Source organism: Roseobacter sinensis, assembly GCF_025755255.1.
GTDB lineage: Bacteria > Pseudomonadota > Alphaproteobacteria > Rhodobacterales > Rhodobacteraceae > Roseobacter > Roseobacter sinensis.
Genome location: NZ_JALIEB010000033.1, coordinates 1 through 22,302 on the forward strand (window position 1 = coordinate 1; position 22,302 = coordinate 22,302).

Annotated in this window: 22 protein-coding genes; 13 read left to right on the top strand and 9 right to left on the bottom strand. The window is 61.6% G+C overall.

What is annotated here, in order from left to right; all coding sequences use genetic code 11:
• On the top strand, nucleotides 1-946 hold a 946-nt coding region (locus tag MUB52_RS22665; protein ID WP_263846434.1), incomplete at its 5' end, for a transposase.
• A gap of 367 nt (nucleotides 947-1,313) precedes the next feature.
• Here the strand turns inward: MUB52_RS22665 and MUB52_RS22670 are convergent.
• Together MUB52_RS22670 and MUB52_RS22675 are read right to left on the bottom strand one after the other, a co-directional pair.
• A complete protein-coding gene (locus MUB52_RS22670; protein ID WP_404818271.1) occupies nucleotides 1,314-2,321 on the bottom strand; it encodes an IS110 family RNA-guided transposase in 1,008 nt (335 codons plus the stop codon).
• 167 nt (nucleotides 2,322-2,488) lie between these two features.
• On the bottom strand, nucleotides 2,489-3,238 hold the full coding sequence (locus MUB52_RS22675) for a sulfite exporter TauE/SafE family protein (RefSeq protein ID WP_263846436.1): 750 nt from the start codon (nucleotides 3,236-3,238) through the stop codon (nucleotides 2,489-2,491).
• A gap of 73 nt (nucleotides 3,239-3,311) precedes the next feature.
• On the opposite strand from MUB52_RS22675, the gene MUB52_RS22680 reads away from it, so the two are divergent.
• Complete coding sequence (locus tag MUB52_RS22680) at nucleotides 3,312-3,995, top strand: FadR/GntR family transcriptional regulator (RefSeq protein WP_263846437.1); 684 nt, start codon at nucleotides 3,312-3,314, stop codon at nucleotides 3,993-3,995.
• Nucleotides 3,996-4,644: 649 nt separating this feature from the next.
• On the opposite strand, the gene MUB52_RS22685 is transcribed toward MUB52_RS22680, so the two are convergent.
• The 5 genes from MUB52_RS22685 to MUB52_RS22705 form a co-directional block, all read right to left on the bottom strand.
• Nucleotides 4,645-5,658, bottom strand: a complete 1,014-nt coding sequence (locus tag MUB52_RS22685) for a HEAT repeat domain-containing protein (RefSeq protein WP_263846438.1) — start codon at nucleotides 5,656-5,658, stop codon at nucleotides 4,645-4,647.
• Nucleotides 5,659-5,665: 7 nt separating this feature from the next.
• Nucleotides 5,666-6,418, bottom strand: a complete 753-nt coding sequence (locus MUB52_RS22690) for a zinc metalloprotease (protein WP_263846439.1) — start codon at nucleotides 6,416-6,418, stop codon at nucleotides 5,666-5,668.
• 9 nt (nucleotides 6,419-6,427) lie between these two features.
• Nucleotides 6,428-8,101 (bottom strand): autotransporter outer membrane beta-barrel domain-containing protein, encoded by a 1,674-nt coding sequence (locus MUB52_RS22695; RefSeq protein WP_263846440.1) that lies wholly within the window; start codon nucleotides 8,099-8,101, stop codon nucleotides 6,428-6,430.
• 413 nt (nucleotides 8,102-8,514) lie between these two features.
• Complete coding sequence (locus tag MUB52_RS22700; RefSeq protein WP_263846441.1) at nucleotides 8,515-8,865, bottom strand: hypothetical protein; 351 nt, start codon at nucleotides 8,863-8,865, stop codon at nucleotides 8,515-8,517.
• 43 nt (nucleotides 8,866-8,908) lie between these two features.
• Complete coding sequence (locus tag MUB52_RS22705) at nucleotides 8,909-9,601, bottom strand: DUF599 domain-containing protein (RefSeq protein ID WP_263846442.1); 693 nt, start codon at nucleotides 9,599-9,601, stop codon at nucleotides 8,909-8,911.
• A gap of 79 nt (nucleotides 9,602-9,680) precedes the next feature.
• Here MUB52_RS22705 and MUB52_RS22710 point away from each other — a divergent pair, with 79 nt between their 5' ends.
• The 6 genes from MUB52_RS22710 to MUB52_RS22735 all read left to right on the top strand — a co-directional run bounded on the left by MUB52_RS22710 (nucleotide 9,681) and on the right by MUB52_RS22735 (nucleotide 16,008).
• Nucleotides 9,681-11,129, top strand: a complete 1,449-nt coding sequence (locus MUB52_RS22710; RefSeq protein WP_263846443.1) for an FAD-linked oxidase C-terminal domain-containing protein — start codon at nucleotides 9,681-9,683, stop codon at nucleotides 11,127-11,129.
• 57 nt (nucleotides 11,130-11,186) lie between these two features.
• A complete protein-coding gene (locus tag MUB52_RS22715; RefSeq protein WP_263846444.1) occupies nucleotides 11,187-12,329 on the top strand; it encodes an FAD-binding protein in 1,143 nt (380 codons plus the stop codon).
• Nucleotides 12,329-13,648, top strand: coding sequence for a glycolate oxidase subunit GlcF (glcF, locus tag MUB52_RS22720; protein ID WP_263846445.1), 1,320 nt, complete (start codon nucleotides 12,329-12,331; stop codon nucleotides 13,646-13,648). Before MUB52_RS22715 ends, glcF begins: the two co-directional genes overlap by 1 nt.
• 105 nt (nucleotides 13,649-13,753) lie before the next feature.
• Nucleotides 13,754-14,575 carry a trypsin-like serine peptidase gene (locus MUB52_RS22725; protein ID WP_263846446.1) on the top strand — a complete coding sequence of 274 codons (822 nt, stop codon included), beginning with the start codon at nucleotides 13,754-13,756 and terminating at the stop codon, nucleotides 14,573-14,575.
• 3 nt (nucleotides 14,576-14,578) lie between these two features.
• Nucleotides 14,579-15,412, top strand: a complete 834-nt coding sequence (locus MUB52_RS22730) for a trypsin-like serine peptidase (protein WP_263846447.1) — start codon at nucleotides 14,579-14,581, stop codon at nucleotides 15,410-15,412.
• A gap of 128 nt (nucleotides 15,413-15,540) precedes the next feature.
• Entirely contained in the window at nucleotides 15,541-16,008 is a 468-nt protein-coding gene (locus MUB52_RS22735) for an Hsp20 family protein (RefSeq protein WP_263846448.1), read from the top strand.
• A gap of 53 nt (nucleotides 16,009-16,061) precedes the next feature.
• On the opposite strand, the gene MUB52_RS22740 is transcribed toward MUB52_RS22735, so the two are convergent.
• Complete coding sequence (locus tag MUB52_RS22740; protein WP_263846449.1) at nucleotides 16,062-16,646, bottom strand: TetR/AcrR family transcriptional regulator; 585 nt, start codon at nucleotides 16,644-16,646, stop codon at nucleotides 16,062-16,064.
• Nucleotides 16,647-16,806: 160 nt separating this feature from the next.
• Between MUB52_RS22740 and MUB52_RS22745 the strand changes: the two genes are divergently transcribed.
• Nucleotides 16,807-17,373: a carboxymuconolactone decarboxylase family protein gene (locus MUB52_RS22745; RefSeq protein WP_263846450.1), complete on the top strand. Its 567-nt coding sequence runs from the start codon at nucleotides 16,807-16,809 to the stop codon at nucleotides 17,371-17,373.
• 87 nt (nucleotides 17,374-17,460) lie between these two features.
• On the opposite strand, the gene MUB52_RS22750 is transcribed toward MUB52_RS22745, so the two are convergent.
• Nucleotides 17,461-18,939: an NAD-dependent succinate-semialdehyde dehydrogenase gene (locus tag MUB52_RS22750; protein ID WP_263846451.1), complete on the bottom strand. Its 1,479-nt coding sequence runs from the start codon at nucleotides 18,937-18,939 to the stop codon at nucleotides 17,461-17,463.
• An 85-nt stretch (nucleotides 18,940-19,024) separates the two neighbouring features.
• Between MUB52_RS22750 and MUB52_RS22755 the strand changes: the two genes are divergently transcribed.
• The 4 genes from MUB52_RS22755 (at nucleotide 19,025) to MUB52_RS22770 (ending at nucleotide 22,224) form a co-directional block, all read left to right on the top strand.
• Nucleotides 19,025-19,810 (top strand): alpha/beta hydrolase, encoded by a 786-nt coding sequence (locus MUB52_RS22755; protein ID WP_263846455.1) that lies wholly within the window; start codon nucleotides 19,025-19,027, stop codon nucleotides 19,808-19,810.
• A 138-nt stretch (nucleotides 19,811-19,948) separates the two neighbouring features.
• Nucleotides 19,949-21,160 (top strand): aminopeptidase P family protein, encoded by a 1,212-nt coding sequence (locus tag MUB52_RS22760; protein ID WP_404818272.1) that lies wholly within the window; start codon nucleotides 19,949-19,951, stop codon nucleotides 21,158-21,160.
• Between the two features lie 135 nt (nucleotides 21,161-21,295).
• Nucleotides 21,296-21,562 (top strand): hypothetical protein, encoded by a 267-nt coding sequence (locus MUB52_RS22765; protein ID WP_263846453.1) that lies wholly within the window; start codon nucleotides 21,296-21,298, stop codon nucleotides 21,560-21,562.
• 11 nt (nucleotides 21,563-21,573) lie between these two features.
• Nucleotides 21,574-22,224, top strand: a complete 651-nt coding sequence (locus MUB52_RS22770; protein WP_263846454.1) for a DUF1523 family protein — start codon at nucleotides 21,574-21,576, stop codon at nucleotides 22,222-22,224.
• Nucleotides 22,225-22,302: the final 78 nt, after the last annotated feature.

Here is a 22,302-nt window from a genome sequence, read left to right on the forward strand (position 1 = left end):
CTTTGGCGTCGACGCCAGCCTGATACTCGCAAATGCGAACCAGACGCGCGGCATAGATAGCAAGGAAGGTCTGCCACGTGACCTGACCTCCCGTGTTCTGGACGAGTACCTCGAAACGCTGGATGACGCCGCATTCGGCGCGTCCACTAAAGTCATCCCCAAATACATCTCGCCAGTCGACCCTGCGGCACGCTGGACCGGGGCAGACGGTGGGGCGGCCTTCTTCGCATATTCCACCAACTATATGGTGGATTTGGATAACGCGGTGATCGTTGACGTTGAACCGTCGGTTCCGATCAGAACCGCTGAGGCCTTTGCCGCCCGACGCATGATCGACCGGATTACCGACCGTTTTGGCATGACCCCAGACAAGCTGGTCGGTGACACAGGCTACGGATCGGCAGAGATGCTCGGCTGGCTGGTCGAAGAGCGCGGCATCGCCCCGCACATCCCGGTTTGGGACAAATCGAAACGGACCGACGGCACCTTCTCACGCGAAGACTTTGTCTACGATCCTGCGACAGACAGCTACACATGCCCCGGCAACAAGGAACTGCAAACATATCGCCGGAACTTCTCCAAACCGCGAAAGCCCAATGGAGGCAAAGACGGGTTCATCCGATACCGCGCCTCAAAACACGATTGCGATGCCTGCCCGCTGAAGCCGCAATGCTGCCCCGGCGACCCCGGACCCCGCGTGATGCGGTCTGTCCACGAAGCGGCTCGAGACATCGCGCGGGATATCCGCAAAACAGACGCCTACATGACCTCGTTCATCCAAAGGCGGAAAGTCGAAATGCTCTTCGCTCATCTGAAGCGATACATCGGCGTGCCGATGATGCGGCTACGAGGACCCAAAGGCGCATATGAACAGTTCCAACTCGCAGCAACCGCTCAAAACCTCCGCAAACTCGCAAAACTGGTCCCTACACCAGACCCCACATGAAGAAGGCGCGCGTCACCCAAAACCTCGACAGCCGTCAAACCAGCCAAAACATCAACTTCTTCAACACTATCTCCGCGCTGCCGACGTTCAAATGCTGCTGAAGCCCGCAAGAGCAGCGAATGGCCTGTGTGTATGGCTCCTGCATTGCAAGACATTTTTGATCTGATTTGTGCATTTGTCAGAAGCGGTCATGTGTCCGGCCTGTTTGCGCGGTTTTGACCGCTGGCCCTGATGGGTTCCGCAAACCAAGTTCCTATCAGCTTTACGGGCTATTATGCCCGCGCCATTCGGCGGAGTGTCCTGGTTTTGGCGGCTGACTTATGCACCATCATCTCGCGGGTCTTGCTAACTCATTGTTCCTTTCGTCTCAGACTGCAGTACGTGGGCTGTAGGGTTCATTGCGGGTGAGCACTGCCCAGACGATCCGGGCGGTCTTGTTGGCCATCGCGACAGTTGCTACGCGGGCGGCTTTGCGTTCGAGCAATGATGTCAGCCACTTGCTGGCGCGTTCGGGGTGGGATCGGGTTTGTCGGGCCAATGACGTCATGCCGACGACGAGCAACGATCGTAAATACTGGTCGCCCATCTTGGTGATCCGTCCCAGCTTCTCCTTGCCGCCGCTGGACTTATTCGCCGGCGTCAGGCCCAGCCAGGCAGCGAATTCCCGACCATTGCGGAACTGATGCCCGTCTCCAATGCTAGCGATGATGGCAGAGGCCGTCACAGCGCCAACACCGGGGATCGTGCGCAAAAGACGTACACGCGCGTCCTCTTTGGCGACTTGTTTGACACGATGTTCGTACCAGCGGACCCGTTCATGCAGAGCCATGAGCTGCTCGCACAGATTGTGGATCACTTCATTGGCAATGTTGGGCAGATCGAGAACTTCGCCAAGTGTGATGTCTTCGGCAAACCCAATCACCCGGGCGAGACCTCGTGGAATAAAGATGCCAAACTCGGCAACCAGACCACGCAGATTGTTGATGAGTTGCGTTCTCTGGCGCACCAGAAGATCACGCGCCCGATGCAGCGAGAGGAGGGATTGCTGCTCTACCGTTTTGATCGCGACAAAGCGCATCGTCGGTCGGGTCACGGCCTCGCAGATTGCTTCGGCGTCAATAGCGTCAGACTTCCCCCGTTTGACGTATGGCTTCACATACATCGGCGGGATCAACCGAACCTCGTGGCCCAGGGCCTTGAGTTCGCGCGCCCAGTGATGTGCGCTGCTGTAGGATTCCATGCCAATCAGGCAGGGTTCCAGCTTGGCAAAGAATGGCAGAAACTGCGCCCGTCGTAAGGGTTTGTTGAACACGACTTCTTCATTGGTGGTGATCCCGTGGACCTGAAAAACGTTCTTGGCCAACCTCTCATTGATTGCTTTGCAATCAACTGCCGGTCAATGGATCAACGCCGATTGTGGTAACTTGCATGGGGTGGCTCCTCTCATAAGCAGACTTAGACACCTGCACTATGGCGCTTCATGACGCCGGTGGGAGCAGGAGCCATCCACCCCATCAGAAATGCGGGCCGCGACATCGACCTTCAGACCAGGAAAAAGATGGCCGTTGTGGTTGCGCCAACAGCGATGATCAAAGCGCGTAGGATGTCCGTCCGGGCGCGCTGGCGGACTATCCGTGATGTCACGTAAGCACCACAGACATTCGCGAGCGCCATGGGTAAGGCAACTTGCCAGGCGATCAGATCGGCCGTGATGAAGGTCATGACCGACAAAATGGAAAGGACTGCGGAAAGGACATTCTTGAGGCCGTTCATGCCGTGGAGATTTCTGTAGCCCTGCATCGATAGGACAGCGAGCATAACGATCCCCAGCCCGCCGTTGAAGTATCCACCATAGGTCGCAACGAGAAGAACCAGGCAGCCGGCACCTATTGGTGATGATGCGCCGGCGCCCAGGATCCTGCTGAACTCTGGGAGCTTTGGCGCAGCCGCAAAGAGAAGTGTTGCCGCCAAGAGCAGCCAAGGGACGAGTTGGAGAAAGGCATCGGGCGGTGTGATCACCAGCAAAACTGCGCCCAAGACACCGCCAAGCGCCGCAAGCATGACAATTGTGCCGATCCTGAGTGTTCCTTCTGCACGCAGGTCTTTTCGGTAGGCCCATGCGCTCGCACAGTAGCCGGGGACCGCCATCGTGGTTGCCGTAGCATTCGCAATCACCGGCGGAATGCCGATCCAGATCAGAACTGGCAGCGTAACGAAGGTTCCACCACCAGCGACGGCGTTTAACCCGCCGCAAAAGAAGCCTGCGATTAGGATCAGCGCCAGTTCAAGCATCGGGGCCCCCACGAGATGACTTTCCATAGGTTCGCAAATTGGTAGATTGGTCTGAAAATTGGTCTGGTGGCTTATGCGGCGCTCAAAACTCGAAGTTGTCCTAAAAGCGTTGAGAAACCGCCTCGCCACCGCCAATCTGGCGGTCGGAGATCGCCTGCCACCGGAACGGGCGCTGGCGCAAGAGTTGTCTTGCAGCCGAGAGACCCTCCGACAGGCCCTTGGTGTGTTGGAAGACGAAAATGAGCTGTGGCGGCACGTCGGGCAGGGCACGTTTCTGGGGCCGCGGCCTGTCGCCGCGCCGCGCACCGAGACGCTAAGGCTGCGCGTGACCTCCGCTGATCAACTGATCCGAGCCCGCCTGCTGATTGAGCCCGCCATCGCTGCCGAGGCTGCACGACGCGCCACACCCGCAGACATGGAGAAGCTTCGCGATTGCGTTGCTGCAGGTCGGCGGGGCGTTGATCGGTTCGTCTGCCAACAAGCCGACGATGAATTTCACAGGATGATCGCTGACGCCGCACGGAACCCGATCTTGAGTTCTGTGCTCGACTTCTTGTCCGACGCACGTCGGCGCTCGCCTTGGCAGACACTGTGGGACAGGACCTATCGCCGCGTTGGCATCGAAGAATTCAGGACCGTTCACAGCGACCAGCATGCCGAGCTTGTCTCGTCGATCGAACGACATGAACCGGACAGAGCTGAGGCAGCGATGCGCGATCACCTGACTGCAATCGTCGCAATGCTCACTGGCAAATGATTGCCAATTCTGCTGCTCAAGTCGACGGAGAAGAGGCTGATATCCGACCACAGTCTTGCGGAGCCCCGCTTTGCCCGCACTATGCGACTTTGCCCCCTCGCAGATTTCGTGCCCGCGGTGAATGGCCGTTGTTACGTCCTGCAGCGCCGCATGTTGCAGATCGATCGGAGGCCCGGTTGGGCCGCCAGCGGCACCGAGATGGACCGAGCATTGACAGATGCAGTGCCCGGTCCAATTCGGCAGCCAAGCCGATACTGCTGAACAACTCGAAAGCTTGAAAGGCCCGAAATCTCGGCCAATTGCGATCAATCGCTGTAATCGGCCAACAATATCGACGGGTATTGCTGAGGTGACCTCTGGTGAGCAATGCCGGATCTTGGCTGACCATTCAGCCGAAGAACCAATTGAGACTGGATGTCTATCTCTGGACTGGTTTTCGTGCGGCGCCGGAATTCTCGAGCAATACCCGCAGGAGGCTGAGACCAGTCTCCGCGTCACACAGAAACCGCATGGTGAGATGGCGGCGCATCTCGGCAAACGCCTTTGCCACGCGCATGCTCAGCGGCTCAATGCCGGCGCCTCTACTTTCCCTGGCCAGCCAAGCGTTGCGCCTTCGCATCACGGCAACTTGGCAACTTGGCAACAGGGATCACAATCCAGCGGCCAGGATCGATTGTGGCCTGCGTGCCGGGGCGCGCCGCGCGGGACCTCGCTCGGAGATTGTCAGCGACAGCTTGAACATCCGGTCAGAGACACGGGCCTCCGCAATAAGCGGCACGGCACGGCCATCCGCATCGCGCAGATCGAAAGCCATGCCCCCGCGCGTGACCGTCCCGACACCTGCATAATCCACGCGGCCAGCGGGCGTCATTAGCGCAATCTCTGCGCGGGCCTTGGTCTTGCTGTAAAGCACGACGTAGCGCAGCTCGGCCTCGGAGGGTGCACCGCGATACTGCACGACAGCACCCACGATCCCCGACCTCTTGAGATCAGTCTCCTTTGCCAGAAACACCGCTTGCCGGTCCGTTCTGCAGTCAAAACAGACAGCCTGCTCTGTCCTTAGGGGGACACCGTAGGCGGCCCCGCCAATGGCTTTGAGCACCGCAGCGGCTTCCGCTTTCGGCAGCGGCTCGGCCTCGACCAGCAAGCGGACAAGATCAAGCGCGCTGGAGAGATCACCCTTGAGCGCACCGCCGCGCAGCGAAACGAGCAACTTCGCCGCTGAGGCTTCGGCCGAGGGTGGCGCGTCTTCCAGCGCCTTTTGCGCCGCCTTTCCGCCAATTTCCCCGAGGCTTCGATAAAGCGCGCGACGCAATCGCGCCTCTTTGGTCGTCAGAGCCGGGATCAGCACCTTCTCGGCGTCGCGCGGCGGCATCAGACGCAGAAGCCGGGCCGCCGTCGTACGCAGCGCCACATCCGCGTCGCGGTCCGAGAGGGCCATGCCAAGAAGGCGGGTGACCTCTGCCGAGGCCTCTGACCGGGCCAGAACCTCAAGCGCTCTTTTGCGGTTGACTGCAAAGCCAGGCTGCGTCGCCCCCGATAGGATTGATTTCAACACATCCAGATCGGCGCCCCGGACGGATGCGCGGCTCGGATGGGCGCGGATGACGCCAGAGGCAATCAGTTTTCTGAGATCATTCGAAGGTTTTGAGTGTGTCGCCATATCATCCTCACGCGCAGGGGGGTTTGACGGAGCAATGGCCCAGGATTGTCGTTATCTGGGCGCTGGTGATGCCTTTGCTGTTGCGAGAAATCTCGTCGACACCAAATGGGGGATCGTCGTCCGCACCCATGAGGTTGCTGTCGCCATCCGTCCCGCCAGCCAGGCCCAGGTAATGCCCGATCTCATGGGCCAGAAGGACACCAGCGCTCTCATTACGGTTCTCAAGCCCTCCAATTTCGGACGGCTGATACACCTGCAGGACATTGCCGGTGCGCTGCTTGTCGAGATCCTTGTTGCAGGGGCCGTTTTGATTGCTCCAGCCGTCGGCCCCGTCAACGCTGGTGACATAGAAGACATCCTGGCTGTCGGCCGGCGCGCCGGACCAGTCATTGGTCAGATCCGTGGCTTCGTTGCCGGAGCCAATCACATCATACCCATTGGCGTCCGCCGTCGGGATGTAGGCCCAGTAGATCCGCCGGATGCCAAGCCCGGCCTGCGCATATATTTCGCGCGCCCAATCGATGGCCGACTGGATCTGGTTCACATCATCCTGATCAAACCATCCAGCCAGGCCAGGCTCGTGCCCCACTAGAATGACCGTGATATCGAAGGCCTCACCGCTGATCTGGTTCAGATGGTCACTCAAGGACAGGGACCTGTCCTCCAGCGGCCCCCAGACATAACCAAACACATCACGGCGGACGGAGAAGCCGCCACTGACCTCAAGGCAGGAGTTCGCAACAGAGCGAAGACTGATCATGTGCACCTCCTATTGCAGAGCGACGAGGACAGGGATCAGGCCGCGCCCCTTGGCAAGCGGGGCGAGCGCCTTGCCGATCACCGCGCCAAATGCCTGCTCGGGATCGGAGGCTTTCATGGCGTGGCCCGGGGTTGGTGAGGTCGTCAAAAGATCACCAATCGCGATGGGCTCGTGGGTTGCATCCACCTTGCAGCAGGCCCGCCCCACCAGAGCGATGGGCATGGTCGGGTTGGGAGTCTCCGTGCGGCCCAGCACAATGCCCGGGCGGTAGTCGCCGGCGCCCGCGACAATGCCCGCGACCCGGCTGTCATAGGCTGCACGTGCAACATCGAGTTGCAGATCATCGTTGATCACCATGACCGTCCCCGGCTCGGCCTCAACCGGGCAGGCCACCTGGAAATCCTCGGCACAGTCGGCGTTCTGCAGGGTGATGTCGCCGTCGATGGTGATATTGCCGTTGTTGCCGTCCATGCGGATTGATGCCTGACCGTTGTCGAAGATATCGGTCGCATCGGCGGGGAACAAAAACAGGTTGCCGGCCTCTCCGTTGGTTCCGGCGCGAATGTTTCCCGCGCCCCCCATCATCCCGATGATCTCGCCACCTGCATCGAGCAATTCCAGTCGTTGGGAGCCAGACCGCAAACGCGCCCTTACATTGCCGTTGCTGTCACGCAGGAACAGATCCCCATTGACGCCATTGCCGCCGAGGTTGGCATCGCCGTTGGCGGCATTCAGCGAAATGGAGGCATCCCCGTTGCTGAAGATATCGGACGCCTGCGCCCTGAACAGATAGAGCTCACCGGTTTCGCCGCTGGTGCCTGCACGGATGTTACCGCCGCCGCCAAGCATGCCGATGATCTGCCCTTGCCGATTGGACAGTTCAACACGTTGCCCGCCCGCACTCAACCGCGCCCGAACCGTGTTTTCGCCATCGCGAACGAAGACGTCGCCGTTTACATCGTTGCCGCCCAGAGACAGATCGCCGGAGCTTGCGCGAATACTGGCGGTTGCATCGCCGTTGCCAAAAATGTCTGAGGCGCTGGCTGGAAACAGGAACAGATCTCCATCTTCGCCATTGCTGCCCGCCCGAATATTGGCAGCGCCGCCGATCATACCAATGATCTCGCCGTCGGCGTTCATCACTTCAAGCCTTTGGTTGCGTGCGCTTAGTCTGGCGCGTGTGGTGTTGTCCCCGTCACGAAGAATGACATCGCCGCCCACACCGTTGCCACCCAGAACGGCATTTCCGCTCGCGCTGTTGAGACGGATGGTGGCGTCGTTGTTTTGGAAAATGTCATCTGACGTGGCGCGGTAGAGAAACAAATCGCCGTTTTCGCCGTTGGTTCCGGCGCGAATATTGCCGCCACCGCCCATCATCGAGATGATCTCGCCCTCCGAATTCAGAAGTTCGATCCTCTGACCGGGGGCACTCAGACGCACCCTCACGGTCTCGCTGGTGTCTTGCAGATTGATCCGTTCCGTAACGGTGAGGTTGGTCGGGGTGCCGGCAGTGCCAATCGAGACTTCGCCTGTGTTGTCATCAATCGCGAGTCGTTGGTCGCCTTCTCCGATCGGCGAATTTGAGCGCAATTGTAGCGATCCATCTCCGAGAACGACGATGCTCCAGGTCTGATCTTCAGACTCGGAACGGATTCCAATGGGGGAAACAAAGTCTTCAGCCATGAAGGTAACTCCATATATTAAAATAAAAATTTCGCCGAAAAATATCTGGCTGGGCATTCTAAATATGACCTATAGTACCACAAAAAACGCTCGAACGGGTGGCAATAAAATATTGGTCGCTTGTAGACCCGCTGCCGCGGCCCGCTGAGGCGGCTGCTCTTTTTGGGTAGGATTGACGACGATGCTACCGACCGGCAGCCTTGGTCTGCACTATTCTGCGAGTGATCGCTTGAAGATCATTTGCCACAAGATCATCAGAGGCGCTCGATAGCAGAGCTTTAGCCTCATGCGGCTCTATCAGCCGCAACCTCGGAACGAAGACTTCGACACCTCCAAAACGCTGCCGTTCATGCACGAACGTAAGCGGAAGACTTGTCGCTATTCAACTGCCCATTGGTCACTGCGTGCAGATGTCAGGGCAGCGTTATCACCTTGGTCTCCGGGTTCCAGCCGCCGGGCAGGTCGCGGGCTTGGACCTGGACCTGTGTTGTGCCGTCGGGGATGCGCACACCTGACAGCGAGCGCGTAAAAGGCTGCTCTTCCACATGCGGGTGCGCAAGCTCGCGGATCGCGATCTGGTTGCCCTGCATGTCGAGAATGCGCCAGGCGTCCGCATAGTGGTCCCAGCCGGTGTCGGGGTGCGAGATCGTCACGTCGAACCGCCAGGTGTCGCCGGTCTTGCGGACCTTGACGTTGTCGATCTGGGGCGGTTCGGCCAGCGCCGGGAATGCCGCCAGAAACAGTGCCAGAAGTGCGTATCTCATCGCATCACCAAAAACCAATGACCCCACATGAACCTGGTCTAATTTAAACGTTCAGCAGAATTTTGCGAGAGTGCGACGCAAATTCTCTGCGCCAGATGACCACCAGCGTGATGCTGGCTGCCATCATAAGGGGAACAGGCCCTGCCAGCCACGCGGCAGAGGCGAGTGCGAAGTACATCGACCGCAGCCCGCGGGTGAAGCTGCGCGCGCCGGTGATGTTGATCTGCGCTGCCTGTTCGGCCCTTTTGAAGGCATCGGGATGCGCGGGGTCGTTTGGCACGGCCCCCATGAGAACGGCGCAATAGCCAAAGAGGCGGTTGGCCCAGACGAACTTCAGAAACGCGTTCGTCAGGAACAGGGTCAGCACCATCAGCTTGATTTCCCAGACGATCGTCGGGTGATCCATCAGCGTGATTTCGGACGCCACATTGGCCAGACGTTCGGCGTTGCCGAGCACCGCCAATGTGCCGCCGATCGCGATGACCGAGGTGGAGGCGAAGAACGCGGTGCCCTGCCGCAGGGTGCCGAGCACCTGGGCATCAAAGATGCGCGGCTCGCGGGTGACCATCTGGCGCATCCAGTCCTGCCGGTAGCCCGCCATGATGCGCGTGGTCGAGAGGTGTTTGGCCGACGGGTGCTCCACCCGCCACCCGATGCCCGCCCAGAACAAAAACAGGGCCGCGACAGCGACATAGTCGAGCGGTTGGAAGAGCGCGAGGCGATCCAGGAGTGTCATGCGGCACGCATGGCAGGTCCAATAAACCTTGCCAATGGGAAAAATTGGTCATATTATTTTACCAAACGGAGGTGCGCTTATGGAAATGCCGATTCCCGATCCCGCTGTTCTGGCCCGCAAGGACCGTCTCGTCGCGCGGCTGATGGCGGTTCTGCCCGCCGATGCGGTGATCCACGATCTTGCGGAGACGCGAGCCTATGAGTGCGACGCGCTCACGGCCTACAAATGCCCGCCCATGGTGGCGGTGCTGCCGGCGAGCACGCAAGAGGTGTCGGATGTTCTGCGGATCTGCCACGACGAGGGCGTGCCGGTGGTGCCCCGCGGGTCCGGAACCTCTTTGGCAGGCGGTGCGCTGCCGACGGCGGATTGCGTCATTCTTGGCGTGGCGCGGATGAACGACGTGCTGGAGACAGATTACGAGAACCGCGTGATCCGGGTGCAGACCGGGCGGACGAACCTGAGCGTGACCGGGGCAGTCGAAGAGGAGGGCTTCTTCTACGCGCCCGATCCGTCAAGCCAGCTGGCCTGCGCGATTGCGGGCAATATCGCGATGAATTCGGGCGGTGCGCATTGCCTGAAATACGGTGTGACGACCAATAACCTCCTGGGCGTGACCATGGTCACGATGGACGGCGAAGTGGTTGAGCTCGGCGGCGCGCATATGGACGCGGGCGGGCTGGACCTACTGGGGCTCATCTGCGGCTCGGAGGGGCAGTTGGGCGTGGTCACTGAAGCGACATTGCGGATCCTGCCTAAACCGGAGGGTGCGCGGCCCGTGCTGATGGGGTTTGACAGCGCCGAGGTCGCGGGCGCCTGCGTGGCCGACATCATCAAGGCGGGCGTGCTGCCGGTGGCCATCGAGTTCATGGACAGGATGCTGATCGAGGTCTGTGAGGACTTCGCCAAGGCGGACTATCCGATGTGCGAGGCGCTGCTGATCGTGGAAGTGGAGGGCTCGGATGCGGAGATCGACCATCAACTCGCCCTGATCACCGAGATCGCCCGGCGGCACGACCCGGTGGCCCTGCGCGAAAGCGCGTCGGCGGAGGAGAGCGCGCGCATCTGGGCTGGGCGGAAGGCGGCTTTTTCCGCTATCGGACGGATCAGCGATTACATGTGCCTCGACGGGACGATCCCGGTGAGTTCGTTGCCCTACGTGCTGCGCAGGATTGGAGAGATGTCGAAACACTACGGCTTGCCGGTGGGCAATGTGTTCCACGCAGGCGATGGCAACATGCACCCGCTGATCTGCTATGATGCGAACAAGCCAGGCGATCTCGAGATCTGCGAGGCGTTCGGCGCCGAGGTGCTGAAGCTTTGCGTCGAAGCGGGTGGATGCCTGACCGGAGAGCATGGCGTGGGCATCGAGAAGCGCGATCTGATGAGCCATCAGTACGCGCCCGCCGATCTGGAGGCGCAGATGGCAGTCAAGGACGTCTTCGATCCGCAGTGGTTGTTGAACCCGGCGAAGGTGTTTCCGCTCGATATCTCCGAGGCCCGGCGCGCCGAGCCAATTGCAGCGGAGTAGGGGCTTTGCCCCCGCGCCTGCGGCGCTCCCCCAGGATATTTAAGGCCAAGAGAAGATATGAGACCTGAGAGTGAAGCAGCGCTGGCCGATCTTGTGAAATCGGCCAAAGAGCCATTGGCCATTCAGGGCGGCGGGACCCGCGGACTGGCGCCAGAGGGGGCGTTGGTATCGGTTGCCGGTTTGTCAGGCATCACCTTGTATGAACCCGGTGCGCTCACACTGGTTGCGCAGGCGGGCACGCCGATTTCCGAGATCGAGGACGCGCTGACCGCTGAAAACCAAAGGCTCGCTTTCGAGCCAATGGATCACCGCGTGCTTCTGGGGACCGAGGGCGAGCCGACCCTTGGCGGGGTGATCGCCGGCAATGTGAGCGGTCCGCGCCGGATCCAGGGCGGCGCAGCGCGGGATTATGCGCTTGGCGTTCGGTTCGTGGATGGCACGGGCGAAGTGGTCAAGAATGGCGGGCGGGTGATGAAGAACGTGACCGGATATGACCTTGTCAAGCTGATGTGCGGGGCGTTCGGGACACTGGGGGTGCTCACGGAAGTGTCGCTGAAGGTTTTGCCGCGGCCGGAGACCCAGGGAACCCTGCTGCTGCGGGGGCTCGATGACGTGCAGGCGGTGCAAGCGATGGCTGTAGCGATGAACTCGCCCTACGAAGTCACGGGTGCCGCGCATTGCGCCACGATCATGGAGGGCGGGCCGGTGACAGCGCTTCGGGCGGAGGGGTTCGGGACCTCGGTCGCCTACCGGCTCGATCAGCTCAAGTCTTTGCTGGCCCGCTTCAAGGTGGAGATGACGCTGGGCGATGCCGCGATGAGTGACTGGATCTGGCGCAGCGTGCGGGATGCGGAACTGCTGCGCGATGTACCCGAGGATATTTGGCGGGTCTCCTGCAAGCCGTCCGAGGCGCCGGGGCTGATGGCGCGTTCGGGTGCGGCCGGCTGGTACTACGATTGGGCGGGCGGGCGGATCTGGGTGCGCATGCCTGCGGGCGAGGATCTTCGTGCAGCCCTTGGTGCGTTCGATGGTCATGCCACCCTCGTGCGCGCCTCCGAGGCGACTCGGGCTGCGTTGCCCGTCTTCCACCCGCAAGCCGCGGGTGTCGAGAAGATCAGCGCCGGTCTGCGCGCGCGGTTCGATCCCGGTGGGATTCTCAATCGTGGTCTGATGGGGCCGGTTCCAGCGGAGGTCGCCTGATGCAGACGACATTCACCGAAACGCAGTTGAAAGACCCGGGCATTGCGCGCAGCAATGAGATCCTGCGGTCCTGCGTGCATTGCGGGTTCTGTACGGCGACCTGCCCGACCTACCAGGTGCTGGGCGACGAACTCGACAGCCCACGCGGCCGGATCTACCTGATCAAGGATATGCTCGAGAATGATCGCGAGCCCGACGCGAAGACGGTCAAGCACATCGACCGCTGTCTGAGCTGTCTGGCCTGCATGACGACTTGTCCCTCGGGCGTGCATTATATGCACCTGGTCGATCATGCCCGCGAATACATCGAGCGGCGCTACAAGCGGCCCTTTGGAGACCGAGCCTTGCGCTGGGTTCTGGCGCGGATCCTGCCGTACCCGATGCGGTTCCGGCTGGCGCTGGTGGGGGCCAAGCTGGGGCGGCCCTTTGCTCGGCTGATGCCGGATGCGCGGTTGCGGGCGATGCTGGAGATGGCGCCCAAACACATCCCCCCAGTCAGCCGCAATGACGATCCGCAGAGTTTTGCGCCCAAAGGTGAGAAGAAGATGCGCGTGGCGCTGATGACCGGCTGCGCGCAACGGGCGCTGAACACCGATATCAACGATGCGACGATCCGGCTTCTGACGCGGCTTGGTTGCGAGGTCGTCGTGGCCGAGGGCGCGGGCTGTTGCGGTGCGCTGACGCATCACATGGGCAAGACCGAAGAAAGCCACGCAACGGCGGCAAAGAACATCCGCGCCTGGGCGGCCGAGATGGATGGCGCCGGCCTCGACGCCGTCGTCATCAACACAAGCGGCTGTGGAACCACGGTCAAGGACTACGGCCACATGTTCCGCAACGAGGCGCTGGCGGAGGATGCGGCGCGGGTCTCTGGCATCGCGATGGACGTCTCGGAAGTGCTGATGAAGCTCGACTTGGCCGAAGGGGCGGAGAAAAAGATGGTCGTGGCCTACCACGCCGCCTGTTCACTGCAGCATGGCCAGCAGATTAAGACCTATCCGAAGGACCTGCTGAAGCGGGCCGGTTTCACCGTGGTCGAACCGGCTGATGCGCATCTGTGCTGCGGGTCTGCTGGCACCTACAACCTCATGCAGCCCGAGATTTCGAAGAAGCTGAAGGCGCGCAAGGTGCGCACCCTCGAGGCAAAATCGCCGGATGTGATAGCTGCCGGGAACATCGGCTGCATGATGCAGATCGGGTCCGGAACGGGGGTGCCGGTTGTGCATACGGTGGAGTTGCTCGATTGGGCGACGGGCGGGCCACAGCCGCCCGCGCTTTCAGAAGAGCGAACCGGGGCACCGGTGCCGATCCTGCGGTAGGTGCCTGCAGGCATCACTCGACCGAAAGATCCGGCCTACGTCATTTTGCCCTATTCCTGCCGCATCCTCTGCCTATGATCCGCGACGGGGGTGCGAGGTGGTGTTGTGGCGCGTTGGATTTTATCGGTTTGTCTCGCGGTGGTGTGTGGCACCGCAGCCTTGGCTCAGGATGCGCGGCTGAAAAGCCTAGAGACAGGGAACGACGCGGGCGATTGGGAGGCTGTCGGCAGGCTCGACATCAATGGTCGGGGATTTTGCACCGGGGCTTTGATCAGCCCCGATCTGGTGCTGACCGCCGCGCATTGCCTCTACGAGAAAGCCACGGGCGAGCGGATCAATCACGAGACGGTGCAGTTTCTTGCCGGCTGGCGCAATGGTCGCGCCTCGGCCTATCGACGGGTCAAGCGCGCCGTGGTTCACCCTGAGTACATCTATGATGGCGCCGTATCCTCGGCTCGGGTGCGCAACGATATCGCCTTGCTCGAACTGACGCATCCCATCCGAAACACGACGATCGAGCCCTTCCAGACCGCACCCCGCCCGCGCACGGGCGCGCAAGTCGGTGTGGTGAGTTATGGGCGCGACCGGGCCGAGGCACCGGCGCTGCAGGAGGTCTGCCGGGTTCTGTCGCGGCGGCAGGGGGTGCTTGTGACCTCCTGCGAGGTGGATTTCGGGTCCTCCGGCGCACCGATTTTCACGTTTGCCGACGGCAGGGCCCAGATCGTATCGGTCGTTTCGGCCAAGGCGGAGCTTGACGGCAATGATGTGTCGCTGGGCACCGCACTCGGCGCGCCGTTAGAGGCGTTGCGGGCGCAGCTTGAGGCGGGAAAAGGGGTCTACCAGCATACACCGCCCATCGCCGCGCGGGTGGTTGTGGGCGAAGGCCGCGGCTCCACCGGGGCGAAATTCGTCAAACCGTCGAGGTAAGCCATGGGCAGGATGTTTTGGGGCGCGCTGGCCCTTCTGATCGCCGTGGTGCCGGCGGCGCAGGCACAGCAGAACACGGCTTTGCGGGGGCTGGGAACGGCGAATGAGGCCCTGGTCTGGCAGGCGGTCGGGCGGCTCGACATGGACGCGCGCGGCTTCTGCACCGGGACGTTGATCGCGCCCGATCTGGTGCTGACCGCGGCACACTGCGTCTACGACCGCCGCACGGGCCAGGCGTTCGCGCCCGCGGATCTGACCTTCCGGGCCGGGTTGCGCAACGGCGAAGCGGTCGCGGAACGCGCTGTGGTGCAGATCGAGGCTCATCGGGGTTATGACCCGGCGCGCGGCGTCGAGGTGCGCAACATCCGCCATGACGTGGCACTGCTGCGGCTCGAGGTCCCGATCCCCACCCATGTGCTGGATCCCTTCGTGCTCTTTCGCGAACGGGTGTCGCAGGGGCCTGTGAGCGTGGTCTCTTATGGGCGCGGCCGGTCGGAGCTGCCCTCGCGCCAGTCGGTTTGCCGGATGTTCGATCGCTATCAGGGTGTCTTGCTCTTCGATTGCGATGTGACCTTCGGGTCGTCTGGCGCGCCGGTCTTCACCCACAAGAACGGGCGCGGGCAGATCGTCTCGGTCATCTCCAGCGTGGGGCAATACGATGGGCGACGGGTGTCCTTCGGCATGGCGTTGCCGCAGCTGGTGGCAGAGCTGAAACAGCAGATGCGAGCCAATGCAACGTCTCCGCGGGCCGAGCACCGGCGCGTGACGGTGACGAACGGGGTCAGTCGGACGCAACGCACCGGTGGTGCGAAATTTGTCCGCCCCGGGGGGTCTTGAAAGCCGCAAATCCATCCCCACATCAGCGGTGTCCGAGGTGCCTAAGCAGGGCCTCGGCATCACAATTGCCGGTGCGCGTCCAGGATCGGAGCCGCTGGCACGTAATCGCTCAATAAGAGGATGACACAATGCGTACTTATGATTTTGCACCGCTGTATCGGGCCACTGTTGGCTTTGACCAGATTGCCGACCTGATGGATCGGGTTCTGACCACCGAAAGCTCGCAGCCGTCCTATCCCCCATACAACATCGAGAAGCTCGACGACGACTCCTACCGCATTTCGATTGCGGTCGCCGGGTTCTCTGACGCTGATCTGAGCGTCGAGGTCCGCGAGAATGCGTTGATCGTCTCCGCCCGGAAGGCCGAGGACGACCAGGAGCGGACTTATCTGCACCGTGGAATCGCGACCCGCGCGTTCGAGCGCCGGTTCCATCTGGCCGATCACATGCAGGTCACGGGCGCAAGCCATGTGGACGGCATGCTGAACATCGACCTTGTGCGTGAGGTGCCCGAAGCCCTGAAACCACGGCAGATCACGATCTCTTCGAGCAAGCAGATCGAAAAAGACGTGGTTGACGCGAAAGCCGTCAACTAACGGTAACACTCCGAGATGCGGGGCGCGGCCATCCGGGCTGCGCCCCTTTTTTGTCAGCCGTCAAGCAGCTGTTGCACGCCACTGCGCACGCCTTCCAGCACCTGTGGCGCGACCGCCCCGCGCGACAGCAACCGCAGGCCCGCGAACATAGCCAAGAGCGACTGCGCCGTGGTTTCCACATCGAGCTGCTCTGAAATCTGACCGGTCTTCTGACCCCGCCGCAGCATCGCGCGCAGGAAGTCTTCGATCTCCGCCAGCGACGTGCGCACGATCTCGGTCACGTCCGGGGTCTGGTTCGGCAGATCCTGCGCCGTATTGATCAGAAAACAGCCCAGATTCCGCTGATCCTTGCAGCCTGCATCAATCATCCGGTCGAACAGCTCCGTGATCGCAGCCACGGGGTCATCGAAGGTAGCGAGCTCGGCCAGCATCGCGGCCCGGGTTTGCTGATCATAGCGCAGCAGCGCCCGGTCAAAGAGCGCCTGTTTGGAGCCGAAGGCGTTGTAAAGGCTACCTTTATTGATCTCCATGCCGGCAGTCAGGTCGGCCATCGAGGTGCCTTCGTAGCCCTTTTTCCAAAAGACGCTGATGGCCTTGTCGGTGGCTTCATCAAGGTCGAAGGTCTTTTCCCACGGCATGGTACGGCTCCGGGTTTGGCGAGTTTCTGCTTATAGATATATGGTTTTATACTGATCGTTCAAGAAATTCGGCACGAGGGTATTGACCGATCGGTTCATACTGCCTAGGTGCGGTTTGTACCGAATGGTATAGAAAATCAGAGTCCAAGGAGACGATCCGATGTCCGACTTCCCCACCCATACGATTGACACCGCCCCTGCCGCGGCCAAACCCATCCTGGAAGGCGCGCAGAAAAGCCTCGGCTTCGTGCCGAACCTCTTTGCAACCATGGCGGAGGCGCCTGCACTGCTCGAAGGCTATACCAGCCTCGCCGCGATCTTCGACAAGAGCGACCTGAGCGCGACCGAGCGGCAGATCATTCTGATGACGAACAACCGGCTGAACGGCTGTAGCTATTGTATGGCGGCCCATACGACCATCGCTCAAGGGGCAGGCGTGCCCGCCGATGTGATCGACGCGCTGCGGACCAACACGCCGATTGCCGACGCCAAGCTCGAAGCGCTGCGCCAGTTCTCGATCGTGGTCAACGAGAGCCGTGGTTGGCCGTCAGACGCAGACATCGAGGCGCTGACCGCTGCGGGTTACAGCAGGCAGACTGCGCTCGAGGTTGTCTTGGGGACAGCGGTGAAGGTTCTCTCCAACTACACCAACCACATCGCTGAGACCGATCTGGATGCCGCCTTTGCGCCAAACAGATGGTCGGAGGACGTGGCTGTCGCCGCGTAACCGGGCAGTGCTGCGCGAGTCGCGCCTCAGGTGGGACAACAAAAAGGGGCCGCTCGATGCGGCTCCTTTTTGTCACCTGCCGATCCCTCAGACCGACATGCAGATGTACTTCATCTCCAGATAGTCCTCGATCCCATGGTGTGAGCCTTCGCGGCCGAGCCCGGATTGCTTCACCCCACCAAAGGGGCCCACTTCCGTCGAGATGATGCCGGTGTTCACCCCGACAATTCCGTACTCCAACGCCTCAGCCACCTTGTAGACGCGGGCCAGATCCTTGGCGTAGAAATAGCTGGCAAGCCCGAAGATCGTGTCATTCGCCATGGCAATCACCTCATCCTCATCCTCGAATTTGAAGAGTGGCGCCAGCGGGCCGAAGGTCTCTTCCGTTGCGACCTTCATGTCTTGCGTCACACCGGTCACCACCGTCGGCTGGAAGAAGGTCCCGCCCATTTCATGCGGCTTGCCGCCCGTGAGGATGGCACCGCCATTGTCCACCACATCCTGCATGTGCTCCTGCACCTTCTCGACCGCCTCCTGGTTGATCAGCGGCCCTGTGGTCACGCCCTCGTCCAGACCGTCGCCCACTTTGAGCCCTTCCACGGCCACCTTCAGCTTCTGCGCAAAGGCGTCATAGACCCCGGCCTGCACATAGATGCGGTTGGCACACACGCAGGTCTGACCGTTGTTGCGGAATTTGCACATCATCGCGCCCTCGACTGCGGCGTCGAGGTCTGCATCGTCAAAAACGATGAAAGGCGCATTGCCGCCGAGCTCCATGGAGCATTTCATCACCTGATCGGCGGCCTGTTTCAGCAGGATGCGCCCCACTTCGGTGGACCCCGTGAAGGTCAGTTTGCGGACCGCCGGGTTCTCGCAGAACTCCTTGCCGATCTCGGAGGAGGACGACGAGGGCACAACGTTGAAGACACCCGCCGGAATGCCTGCGCGCTCCGCGAGCACCCCCATGACGATCGCCGACAGCGGCGTTTCCTTGGCCGGGCGCGCCACGAAGGAACAGCCGACCGCCAGAGCGGGTGCGGCCTTGCGGGTGATCATCGCATTGGGAAAGTTCCAGGGCGTGATAGAGGCCGCGACCCCGATGGGCTGTTTCAGCACCATGATCCGCTTGTCACGCTGATGGCCGGGGATGGTTTCGCCGTAGACCCGCTTGGACTGCTCGCCGAAGAATTCGATGAAGCTCGCGCCATAGCCGATCTCGCCCTTGGCTTCCGCATGCGGTTTACCCTGCTCGGCGGTCAAAATCGTGGCCAGATCGTCGGCGTTCTCCATCATCAGGTCGAACCATTTCCGCAGCACCTGCGCGCGCTCCTTTGCGGTCCAGGCGGCCCAGTCCTTCTGGGCGGCCTCCGCCTGAGCGATGGCCCCAGCGACCTGCGCGCGGCTCAGATCGGCCACCTCGGCGATCACGTCGCCGCGGGCCGGGTTGGTGACCTCGAAGGTGCCGTTGTCGCCGTCGATCCAGGCGCCACCGACATAGGCGCGCGTCTCCAGAAGGCTGGGATCTTTCAGAAGAGACTTGAGGTCGGTGTTTAGAATATCTTTCATTTCGGGTCCTCCGCGAAAATGGCTATGGTTGTCATTTCAACTCTGACTATGATTGTCCAGTTCCGAAAGTGAGGTGACCGAGATGATGCCGCTGGACGATGCCTACGCCAACGCCCCCTATATCCCTGGCGCTGAAGCCTATCCACCGCGGTGGTTGGCGGCGGCAGCGGCGTTTCGCGATGCGCTCGGGGCGCGTGCGGAGATCGGTGTCTCCTACGGTGCCTCTGCTCGGCAGGTGTTTGATTTCTTCAACGCCGAAGCCACAGCGCGTGGCACCGTCGTCTTCGTGCACGGCGGCTATTGGAAGGCCTTTGATCACAGCAGTTGGTCACATCTTGCGGCGGGCCCGCTGGCCGCGGGGTGGTCGGTGGCGATGCCCGGCTATGACCTCTGCCCCGATGTGCGGATAGCCGACATCACCCGCCAGATCGCACAGGCGGTCACTGCCATTGCCGCGCGCGTCGAAGGGCCCATTGTTCTGACAGGGCACTCGGCGGGCGGGCATCTGGTTGCTCGGATGCTGGCAGAGGATGTGTTGCCCGCCGATCTCCGGGCGCGCATCCCGCGTGTGGCCCCGATCTCGCCCGTTGCCGACCTTCTGCCGCTCTTGCAGACCTCGATGAATGAGCTCTTCCAACTGGACGAGGCTGCAGCGCTGGCAGAAAGCCCGACGCATCAGCCGGCGCCGGAGGCCGATGTGAAAATCTGGGTCGGCGCAGAGGAACGCCCGGTGTTTCTCGAGCAGGCAGAGGCCTTGGCGTGGGCCTGGGACGCACCGGCTGTCGTCGTGCCGAGCAAGCATCATTTCGACATCATCGAGGCGCTCGAGGATCCGCAAAGCGATCTGGTGCGCTTCCTGACCGCCAGCTGATGCTTGATTGCACGCGGGGAATCGGCCAAGCCTTGCGCAAGGCTGCGGGGCGATGGCGTCGGCCCGCCTTGAGGCCCGATCCGTCCTGAACGCCGGGACCTTTCTGCATAAGGAGGGTCTGCCATGACCACCTCACCCCTGTCGGACCGCCCCGAGATGTACCGTTATCACAACGGCGAGAAATCTCCCTTGCCGTTTGAGGGTGCCGAGTATGAGGTGCGGCTGGCTGAACTGCGCGAGCGTATGGAAGCGGCGGGGGCTACGGCGGCGGTTTTCACCTCGATGCACAGCATTGCCTACTACTCGGGGTTTCTCTACTGCGCCTTCGGGCGGCCCTATGGGATGGTAGTGACAGAGACAGACGCGGTCACCATCAGTGCGGGCATTGATGCAGGCCAGCCCTGGCGGCGCAGCTTCTGCGACACCATCACCTACACCGACTGGCAGCGCGACAACTTCTGGCGTGCGGTGACCTCGGTGACCGGCAGGAACGCGATCATCGGCTATGAGGGCGATCATCTAACGCTGGTGCAGCGCGACAAGCTGGAGGATTTCCTGCAACCGCTCACCATGGTGGATCTCGCCGAGACGACGATGCGGCAGCGGATGCACAAATCCGAGGCCGAGATCGCGCTCATCCGGCAGGGTGCCGAGGTGGCCGATGTGGGCGGCTACGCGATCCGCGAGGCCATCAAACCGGGCGTGCGCGAGATCGAGGTGGCGATGGCGGGGCGCGATGCGATGGAGTTGGAGATCGCCAAGCGCTTTCCGGATGCAGAGTATCGCGACACCTGGGTCTGGTTCCAGTCCGGGCTCAATACCGACGGCGCGCACAACCCGGTCACCGGGCGGATGCTGGACCGCGGCGATATCCTGTCGCTCAACGCTTTTCCGATGATCTCGGGTTACTACACCGCGCTGGAGCGGACGCTCTTCGTGCAGGCGTGCGACCTGGAGAGCCTGAAGATCTGGGAAGCGAACGTGGCGGCGCATGAGTTTGGCATGAGCCTACTGAAACCCGGCGTGTCCTGTGCGGATGTCACGCTTCAGATCAACGATTTCTTTGCCGAGCGCGACCTGCTGCAATACCGCACCTTTGGCTACGGCCATTCCTTCGGCGTGCTCAGCCACTACTACGGGCGCGAGGCGGGGCTGGAGCTGCGCGAGGATATCGACACGGTGCTGGAACCGGGCATGGTGATCTCGATGGAGCCGATGCTGACCATTGCCGCAGGCGAGCCGGGCGCAGGCGGGTACCGCGAGCATGACATTCTGGTGATCACCGATGAGGGTGCCGAGAACATCACTGGGTATCCCTTCGGGCCAGAGTTCAACATCGTCGGCGGATGATCCATCCAGATCCGGCTGCACCGCGGCTGCCGGTCCGCGCCGTTTTTACGAGGGACGCGGCCGGAAGTGCCAAAAGGCATGTAACCTCGGCGCATATCGCCTATATTGCGGTTGGGTTGCCCAAGGGAGACAGGCATGGCGGCATTGGCACGGATGTTGTTCATCGGGTTCATCGTCCTGACCATCGTCTACGTCTGCCTGTCGTTCTATTCGCGCGCGGTCCGGCGCGGCAAGCTGGAGGCCGAATGGGATGCCGCTCAGGGCCCCGGTGACCGCGAGAGCTTTGTACGCGCAGGCTTGCAAGAGTACGACGGATCGTTGCGGCGCAAGCTGATCTTGGGTGTCTATGTGATCCCAATGACCGCGATCGGGCTGCTGATCTACTTTACGAATTTCGCCTGAGGGGGCTGGCCATGTTCTATGTCAAATGGGGTTTCATCATCGGCATTTGGCTGATCCTGGCCTCCTTCCTGCACTATACGCTGCCTCAGGTCGATCTGGTGCGGATCACCGATACCTACGAGCAGCGGATCGAGCCCGGTGAGAACCGCCTGTTCTGGGCACAGGCCGATGCGGGCAATGCCCAAGGGACGGTCGGCCGGGATGTGTTCTTCATCCAGACCCAGCGGCCGGGCAAGGGGGTAATGGTCTATCGCAACGAGGATACCGGCTGGGGCTGGCCGCCGTACTTCAAGTTCGACACCGCCAATCTGCAGGCAGAAGCAAATGACCTGCGCTCGACCGCGAGTAACCCGCAGTTCGCCATGATCCGGCACTACGGCTGGCGCAACGAGCTCTTTTCGATCTATCCCAATGCGATTTCCATCTGGCCAGTGGAGAGCGCGGAGGCCAGCAAGCCTCTGCCCTGGCTGAACGTACTGATCCTGATCGTGCTGGCGGCGATCTTCTATGGGATCTGGGTGCGTTGGCGCCGGTTCCGCGAGAAGCGGATCGATCCGAAGCTGGAAGAGATGCAGGACAGCTGGGAAGCAACGGAGGATCGCTGGGCCGAGAAGTGCAACCGCCTGCGCCGCTGGTGGGCGGCGAAACGGCGGGGCTACTAGCGCGCCACGCGCGCTACAGTGTGGTGTTGCGCAGTTCGGGTGGCAGCTGGGGAGGGGGCGGTGATCGGGGGTGCGGGG